We start from the raw sequence: 7,899 nt of genomic DNA on the forward strand, positions 1-7,899 counted from the left end.
CGCGGCGTCATACGCATCGCCTCGGCCGCCTCGTCGAGCGTGTAGACGCGCTCGAGGTTATCATTATCCGCCTTCATCCCGCCTCCTTCCCAGCCTTGAGGACTGCGCGGCCGGCGGGGGTGAACTGTTTGGGCCAGTCTCTTAACGAGACGAGAAACGGCGCGCATCCTGTGCGTCGGGCAACCACGTAGTTTTCCACGACACCCATGACGCGAATCGTGGCGTCAGCAGAGAAGCCGGTCGGGCTGACCTTGTGCCACTTGCTGCCGATTGCGGGCGCCTCCGTCAGCCTGCTCATCCCGCACCCCCTTTAAGGGCGCGAGCGACACCTTCCGCCAACGCTAGCCACTTCTTCTTCGTTGCCTTCGGCGTGATGTCCCACGGCGTAAGGTTCTTGCTGGATTGTAGGGTCTCGCGCAGATATCGACCCGCTGCGTCGATGTTCCGGGGATCAGCCTCCAGCGCTTCGTCTCGCACGCTTACCCCAACCGGTGAGGTGAGGGCGGCGCGGGCTTTTTCTCCCAAAAGATGCAAGTCGCCATAGGTGAGGCTGCCCGCCGTGATAGTCCACCCTTTGGGGAGATTTGCGTACCAATCCAGCGCCGACCGCATCCGCGCGACCTCGGCCTCTGCACGGGCTAGATGCCCCTGCGCATATCCGTAGTTCAGATCAACTGCCTCGCTCGCTATTTCAAGATCACGCTGCACCCGCGCCAACTGCTCGCGGAGGGAGGCGGCATCCCGCAGCAGTTTCAAATCTGCCACGGACTGATCATAGTCGCGGTAGAAATCGCCACATTCTATTGTCGTCACGACATCGGCTAACGTGCGCTCAGCCATTGCTGTTGCCCTCCTTGGGTGAGGCGGCAAGCATAGCGCGGTAGGCGTCAGCGGCCTCGTTCCCTGTGACGATTAGAGAGGCGGTGTCGGGCAGGATGGCTAGACCGCCTGCTCGTTTCATTGCCTCTGTCGGCTCTTCCGGCACGAGCCGCCACCCCTGCTGTACGGGGTGGGTGAAGAGAGGCACATACCCGTCCTGCTCATCACGGAACAGGAGTGTGTTGTAGGCATTGCGCCGTGTCAGATATTCGAGGTCTTTCGGGTCGACCCAAGCGACCGCCTCCCGTGGTGCTGCGGCGAGGGCTGCGGAGATGAAGGGCAACAGTGCTTCGGCAAGCGCGCCGGCCGCAAGCGAATGAGAGCCGTCAACTCGACGGATTTCCTGCGCAAGAGCGTCAACGGTCAGCATCGGTCTTCTTCCTCCAATACTCGGCGGCAGCACGAGCAACATTGCCCTCCACAACACCGGAGCAGTTAACCGCAGGGCATCCGATGTGTTTGGCCACATCCCAATCTAGCGGTCGCTTGTCCTCCCACCACGCGGTTGCCGCATTAACCATCGTCATCGCTTCGGCAAGGTCTGCACGCAGCGAGGCGGCTTCTGCTTCGGCTTCGTTCCAGTGCTGCCGGAACAACTCGACTTCGTTGTTGAGACTTTGCGCGTCTCCCGCGTGCAACTGGATATGCTGCTCCAAACCTGCCACCTTTGCATGCAGCGAGGCGATTTCCGCCTGGTCTCGCTTCCGCGCTTCTTCGATCTCATAGCGCAGCCGCTTTGTGGTGTACCGGGGCTGTTCGCTGGAATCGATCTCACGGAGATGGGCCAGTTTGGTGCGCAGCGAGGCGATGGTGTCGAGAAGGGCGCGGATGTTCTCGGGAGAGCAGCGGGCTATGTGGGTGGCGTTTTTCTTATGCCTCGCCTTTGATCGGAAGCTGTCATCAAATCCGGACCAACTAACAACAGGCGCGCGCTCGCCGCATTGGATTTCGTTGATGACGTTCATGCCGTGGCGCAGGGGCGCGCAATAGTGGACCCAAGGCCCCGGTGTCACGCCCTCCAGCCCGGCCCGCAGTTCCCGCTCAAGCTCTTCGGTGCCCATCACGCCGCCTTCCTGTTCCGCGTCCGACCGCGATTGTCATTGGCCGCGCGCCAGCGCCTGCCGCCGACATCCATTCCGGTAATCCGCGCGATCTCGCGCCCAACTTCTCGAGCGCGGCGCGCAATGTCACGATGATAGTCGCTGTGCTCTCGCAACGCGATTGCTGCGTTGAACTTCGCGATTGAAAAGAACACAGCAGGCGTCGAGCCCTCCGCGATTGCTTCGCGGGCGGTGAGCATGGTTGGGCAGTTGGCGGCGGTCATGCGATCCTCCATGTTGCGCCGTGCAACGCACGGTTGGCGTCGACTTGTGATTGGCTGTTGGTATTGGCGGCTAACCGCTCACGAACCACCGCAAGCGCCGAATTGCCCTGACGGACCCGAAATGCGAGTGGCCTCAATTCGGCCGGAAGCCGCGGAACTGCTACCGTTGCAAACTCCTTCTGCGCAAGGTTGTCGTTAGCGACAACAAAAGCAGCGAGGTTTTGTGCTGTTTGGTGCAGGCCCATCTCAATGGCCGCAGCATACTCGCGCGCTGCCTTTGCGTCAGGCTCGTCCAACAACGAAAGAACATCATCCAGTTCGCCACTCAACACGAGCGCAAGAACGTTCTTCTCCTGCAAAATGGAATCCTTGGCGCGGCGCTTGAGAACGTAATCGTCACCCTTGGCCTTCACCCACAAGCCACTATCGAACCGTACCACGAAGCCCTCGGAGCCTTGAATTGAGCGCGCGTAAGCGAGGAAGTCAGCCGCGTTGGTGTGTCGCGGGACGTGGTGGGTGACGTAGCCAAGGTGCATATCCTTGGCCCAATCGGTGCACACTGATGGCGGATAGTAGAAACCGTCATCGTGCCGGCGAATGGCCAAAAGAGTCAGTGCCGATTCCTCGTATCGGACCACGATCCGATTGTCGGGAGCAGTCCACTCGAAGATAGGTGTAGCCGGGTGCGATGCCTCCAACAAAAGGCGGCACATATAAGCCAGCCGATCGGTCAAATGCCTCTCCGCCTTCCGCGCTACATCCGTACGACCCATGCGCGTCATGAACACGACTTCGCCATTGACGATCGCCGGATGAATCATACTGCCGTCCAACTTGTCCATGATGACGTGCGGCTGGCTGAAATCGATCTTGTCCGGCTGCGTGTCCGGTTTCTCGCCGGCATTGAAGAACTTGTGCAGCGGCCTGGCTAGCACCGAACCGTCCGGCGCAAACTTGATGCCTCGGCACTCGACGCGCGCCGGATGTTTGAACGTATCCTCGCCGGCAAAGACGTAGTCGATAACGCTGTAACCGTCCTTGTCGGCAACCACGAAGTCCTTGCGGCCCTCGATGTGCGGAAGGACGTCGTTAATGTGGGAGATATGGAAGTGGGTCATACGGCTCACCAAAAGAACTGTCGAGAACAGGGATTGCACCGGAATGCGATTGTCTTGCCGCCGGCACCGCGCAATCTCTGAACTCTGCGATGCGCTACGCGACACCACAAAAGTCGCCACCATGGATGGTTCACGCCGCCATCCTCGCTTCCGTCGTCCGCGCATCCACCACCGTAACCTGCGGCAGGCCATCTCCAGCCATTACGTCCTTAAGCACCGACTGCATGCGTTCGTGGTGAACCTCAACAAGCGTTTTGTCACCAATCTTGACTTCGTTACGCCACCCGCCGTCGCGCAACTTCTCCTCAAGCGGCCTGTCGATAACGACATACCGCATGCCCGCTCCCTGTGGAGCCAAAGCCACACAAGCCAGTCGATCGCGGCGGCGCAAATTAGTGGCGTCAATTGTTACCGGCAGGCCGCTATCCAGCCTTGCCTTGGCAATGCGGTGTAGCGCCGCGAATACGTCGTCGTTGCGTTCCTGTGAGCGGAAGTCGCCGCAGTACTCCGCACGCAACTCGTCGCTCGACACGACCTCGCCGGAGGCGTTGTTCTCAAGCCAAGCCGACTTCCCGGCTCCACTCGGCCCAACCATAATCGTCAGCAGAGGGTTACAAATCGGCGCTGTCGTCTTCGAGACCTCCCAATTCGCCGTCACCTGAAAGCACGGCACGCCTTCGGCCCGCCACATATCGACCACACGCTGGCGGTCATCGTAGACCAGATCGGGGCGCTCGTACTCTTGGTTCAGCCAATACCGCTTCAACTCTACGTCAGGCGTGTTGTCGCCCTCAGCGCGCATGTGCTGGAGGTGGAGTGGATCGATGTCGGCTTCGCACGCCAGCCACTGCTCAGTCTCGGCGCGCACTATATCGCTGCGGCCGCTCCAAATCCTGACGCGATGTCCAGCAGCAAGATGCGCCTTAAACGACGCGACAACATGCGGCACCGGCAGGTCGTCGACGCAGGTAGCAAAGAACGATTTCCAGTCGCGGCCGGCGCCGCGAACAAAGTGTGTGCGATGGCTTATATCGGCCAGCGTGCCGTCGAGATCGAACACCACAAACATGAAAGGAGTCACCCTGTTTTCGGATAACTCCATTGCTAGGCGTTTTCGCCTATAATGTCAAGGCGGTTCCGCCTACCCGTACCCCGCTACGAACGACGTCGCGGTGCCGTAAGATAGGCGCCCATAACGACGCCAGTAATGGTGACTTCTTCGGCGTTGCCATCGTCGACGACAAGCGGCTTCTGATGCTCCGGGTCGTAAGAGCGCGGCATGAGGTTGATCGTGCCGTCACGCTCGACGACGTATTCTTTCAGCGACGCCTCATACAGGCCATCCTTGTTCCGCCGGGTCACCAGCACGTACTGCCCGTCTTCGGGGTGCAGGCCATTGGAGATCGTCGAGGCGACGAAAACCACCGTGCCGTCCGGATAAATCCTGTTCATCGACGTGCCGCGGACGATGTAGCCCTGCAGGGGATAGTTCGGTGTGTCAGGATCCAGATAGACGGAAACCGGATATTGGGCATCATGATCCCATTCGACCGCCTCCCGCCAATAGCCGGCCTGTAGCTCGCCGACGATGACGACGGTTCGCGCCCTGGCATCCTCGGCCAGCGGCTCGACGCCAAGCCATTGGCCCAGCGTCATACCAGCCAACTCAGCAAGCTTCTGATTCGGCTCGGTCTTTGGTTCCTGTACGCCAAGCTCATATTTGGAAACCGTAGATTGATTCACGCCAATATGCTTTGCGAGTTGAGTCGTGCTCCAACCGAGGGAGGAACGCAACTCTTTAATCTTCTCGGCAATCGTTGGCATACAAATACTCCGCCGCTTCAATGCCGCCCGCATATATGCCAAAGCGCCTATGAAATCAAGGCGTTTTAGCCTAAATATTGATTTCTAAATGTTTCGGGCTAGGCGGTTTAGCATAACCCCGTTGACATGCTAGGCGAAAACGCCTAATGTGGGCGTGTAGTTAACGAATCGGGAATTTGAACCCGACCGGGCAACGCGAAAACAGCGTCCATCAGGAGATAAATCACACATGTCTGTGCAAGAGCGCGCCCGTGCCATGCGGGCCGATGGGGTCTCGTTTGCTGAAATAGCAAGCAGGTTAGGGGTTAGTCTCCAGTGGGCTTACAAGTGTGCCAGTGACGTTGTTGTTGCTGCCAAAGAGCGGAGTGACACCATCGTAAAGCACTTCACCAACAACGGCGGCTGCTCAACCCAAAGCAACCCGATCGCCATCCGGCTGCCGCGCATCCCTACGCTTCACGGAGCCGCATAAATGAAACGGCAGCCAATCGCGTTGGGGGAATGCGTGACAATACCAGGCATCATTGTCGGCGAAGCCAGCGCCAAGAACGGCTCGTATGTAGTGCAGTTCGAAGCCAAGGGCAAGGTGATGCATGAGGTTTTTAGCGCCGACGAGCTCAAGCGCGGCGCGGGAGCGGACCAATGAGCGACGGACGCAAGGACGGTGCGGGCGGCAACAAACCAGACAACGAAATTGACGACTGGTACTTCGGCTACGGCGACGTCGTCGAGCACCGCATGAACACCGACGTGTTCGGAGTGGTCATCGGGTTGGAGGGGTCGCTTGTGCATGTGCGGCTGTCACCCTCGCTGGCGGTTGCCAAGTACCACGACTGCGAGCTGCGGCCGATCGAAGACGACGAATACCGCGAGCCGGAAGGCGGCAACGTGGTGCGCGTGGACTTTACGAAGAGAGAGAAACTGGAAACCGCCAAGCCAAGAGGAGCGGCGTGATGGAAGCGGAGTTTAAGGTCGGGGATAGGGTGCGAGTTAAGAGATTCGACGACAACGAGAGCGTGCGGGGAGCCATTGGTGAAATCGTGGTCAATGATGGCGATACTTATCGCCCGTTGAAGATTCGACTCGATAACCAAAACCTGGAAGGCGGGTCCATTTGGCGCAATCCAAGCGATTTGGAAAGCGCCCACAAGTTCAAGGTTGGGGATAGGGTGCGGGTAACTGATCCCCGTCTCCTTTGTGTCGGCACTCCGGTTGGGGCACTTGCCACAGTAACCCGCGTGCACGACAGCGGCACCATCAACTTCGACCTGGAGCACCCATCTCACGGCGTTATCGATCAGATGCTGCTCAATCCGCATGAATATCTTGAGTTGGCTGCGCCGCTCCGCATCGAAGCTGGCAAGTTCTACAAGACCCGCGACGGCCGGAAGGTGGGGCCGATGGTGGCTGGTTGGGTCGGTTTTTATGACGCAAGACACCTGTACACCGGCTACGACTGGAACGAAGACGGCTCCTTCATCAAGGGTGATATCTGCAATCTCGACCTCATCGAGGAATGGACGACTGCGGACGTATTCTCCCCGCCGTCCGACTGCGCCGAGTATGGTGCGCCCAAGACCGGTGAAACCAAGCCAAAGTTCAAGGTTGGGGATCGTGTTAGGGTTGTGAAGGATGGTTACCGTGAAGGCGGCGGGTCTGGCCACACAACTGAAATCGGCGCGCAGGTTACGCTGACAAGGTGGTGCGACCGGTTCCGGTCAACGACCGGCCAAGATTTCTATGAGCACGAAATCGAACTCGTCGCCCCCTCCACCCCAGCCATCGTCTGCCTGATCGAACACGGCCAGCCGAAGCCAGCAACGCGCCCTTATGTTCACGCTGACCGCGCCAGTGCGGAACGCGAGGCCGCGCGGCTTGCCAAGATGAATACCGGACAGGAGTTCGGCGTGTACGAACTGGTGTCGACCGCCAAAGAGGCCAAGGTGCACGACCACGAATGGCAGCGGCTGGCGGTTGGTGGTGAGAAGATTTCCGCCATTAAGGAACTGCGCAGCGGCACCGGCTTGACGCTCAAGGGTGCGAAAGACGCCATTGAGCACTGGATGTCGTTCTACATGGAAGCCGCCTAGACCCCAAAACCATAGTCCGTGGGTAGCAGCCACGTAATCAGCGGAACGAGGCCCCACAGGTTGCCGCTGGGGAAAACCCATTCTTCGGAATGACCGACCATAGCCAAGGTCGCGAATTGACGCGGGAGTGGGGCGTAAAACTAGGCGCCGGCACGCGCCTATCGTCCGCAAGCCGGAGATTGCTACCGGCACCATTCTTTTACAACGGAAAACAGGATGACCTCCATGTCAAAGGAATTCGTGCCTGACGCGTACATGATACGTACTACCGACAAGGACGGTAAGGCGTATGGCGGCTTTCAGTGGCCAACAGAAGTTGGTGCTATTGTCGAAGCGCCCGACTGGAACGGCGCCGCCATTTGCGGATACGGTCTCCATGGGCTGTTGGACGGGAACGGCAATTGGGGTTTGCTGTCGCAAGACGGCGATGCACTGTGGTGGGTGATCGGCGTCCTGCGCTCCGAATGCGTCGAGATCGATAGCGAGAAACACAAGGCCCCGCGTTGTCGAGTGGAGTACGTCGGCAATATGGCCAATGCGATGACCATTATTTCTCGCCACCGCCAAGCGGAAATTTGGAAGAACGCTAAGGCTTCGGAGGACACACAAGCCACGACAGGAGACCGCGCGCCTGCCGCCACGACAGGAGACCGCGCGCCTGCCG

At 59.2% G+C, this 7,899-nt stretch carries 12 protein-coding genes; 4 read left to right on the forward strand and 8 right to left on the reverse strand.

Going from position 1 to position 7,899, the window contains the following annotated elements:
- Positions 1–73 precede the first annotated feature (73 nt).
- The 8 genes from AC5JDC_RS17090 to AC5JDC_RS17125 form a co-directional block, all read right to left on the reverse strand.
- Positions 74–298, reverse strand: a complete 225-nt coding sequence (locus AC5JDC_RS17090) for a hypothetical protein (protein WP_495842992.1) — start codon at positions 296–298, stop codon at positions 74–76.
- Positions 295–840, reverse strand: a complete 546-nt coding sequence (locus tag AC5JDC_RS17095) for a hypothetical protein (protein WP_495842994.1) — start codon at positions 838–840, stop codon at positions 295–297. Before AC5JDC_RS17095 ends, AC5JDC_RS17090 begins: the two co-directional genes overlap by 4 nt.
- The gene (locus tag AC5JDC_RS17100) at positions 833–1,249 is read right to left on the reverse strand and encodes a hypothetical protein (protein WP_495842996.1); all 417 of its coding nucleotides are present in this window, start codon (positions 1,247–1,249) and stop codon (positions 833–835) included. Before AC5JDC_RS17100 ends, AC5JDC_RS17095 begins: the two co-directional genes overlap by 8 nt.
- Positions 1,236–1,940, reverse strand: a complete 705-nt coding sequence (locus AC5JDC_RS17105; RefSeq protein WP_495842998.1) for a hypothetical protein — start codon at positions 1,938–1,940, stop codon at positions 1,236–1,238. Before AC5JDC_RS17105 ends, AC5JDC_RS17100 begins: the two co-directional genes overlap by 14 nt.
- Positions 1,940–2,203, reverse strand: coding sequence for a hypothetical protein (locus tag AC5JDC_RS17110; RefSeq protein WP_495843000.1), 264 nt, complete (start codon positions 2,201–2,203; stop codon positions 1,940–1,942). Before AC5JDC_RS17110 ends, AC5JDC_RS17105 begins: the two co-directional genes overlap by 1 nt.
- A complete protein-coding gene (locus tag AC5JDC_RS17115; RefSeq protein WP_495843002.1) occupies positions 2,200–3,444 on the reverse strand; it encodes an RNA ligase in 1,245 nt (414 codons plus the stop codon). Before AC5JDC_RS17115 ends, AC5JDC_RS17110 begins: the two co-directional genes overlap by 4 nt.
- Before the next feature lie 7 nt (positions 3,445–3,451).
- Positions 3,452–4,390: a phosphatase domain-containing protein gene (locus AC5JDC_RS17120; protein ID WP_495843004.1), complete on the reverse strand. Its 939-nt coding sequence runs from the start codon at positions 4,388–4,390 to the stop codon at positions 3,452–3,454.
- Between the two features lie 86 nt (positions 4,391–4,476).
- Positions 4,477–5,145 (reverse strand): LexA family protein, encoded by a 669-nt coding sequence (locus AC5JDC_RS17125; protein WP_495843006.1) that lies wholly within the window; start codon positions 5,143–5,145, stop codon positions 4,477–4,479.
- Between the two features lie 472 nt (positions 5,146–5,617).
- On the opposite strand from AC5JDC_RS17125, the gene AC5JDC_RS17130 reads away from it, so the two are divergent.
- From AC5JDC_RS17130 to AC5JDC_RS17145, 4 genes are all read left to right on the forward strand, one after another.
- A complete protein-coding gene (locus tag AC5JDC_RS17130; RefSeq protein WP_495843008.1) occupies positions 5,618–5,791 on the forward strand; it encodes a hypothetical protein in 174 nt (57 codons plus the stop codon).
- Positions 5,788–6,099, forward strand: a complete 312-nt coding sequence (locus AC5JDC_RS17135) for a hypothetical protein (protein ID WP_495843010.1) — start codon at positions 5,788–5,790, stop codon at positions 6,097–6,099. The genes AC5JDC_RS17130 and AC5JDC_RS17135 overlap by 4 nt, the downstream gene beginning before the upstream one ends.
- On the forward strand, positions 6,099–7,235 hold the full coding sequence (locus tag AC5JDC_RS17140) for a hypothetical protein (RefSeq protein ID WP_495843012.1): 1,137 nt from the start codon (positions 6,099–6,101) through the stop codon (positions 7,233–7,235). The genes AC5JDC_RS17135 and AC5JDC_RS17140 overlap by 1 nt, the downstream gene beginning before the upstream one ends.
- Before the next feature lie 225 nt (positions 7,236–7,460).
- The coding region (locus AC5JDC_RS17145) for a hypothetical protein (protein ID WP_495843014.1) at positions 7,461–7,899 on the forward strand (439 nt) is incomplete at its 3' end.

It is taken from the genome of Kumtagia sp. (assembly GCF_059502445.1).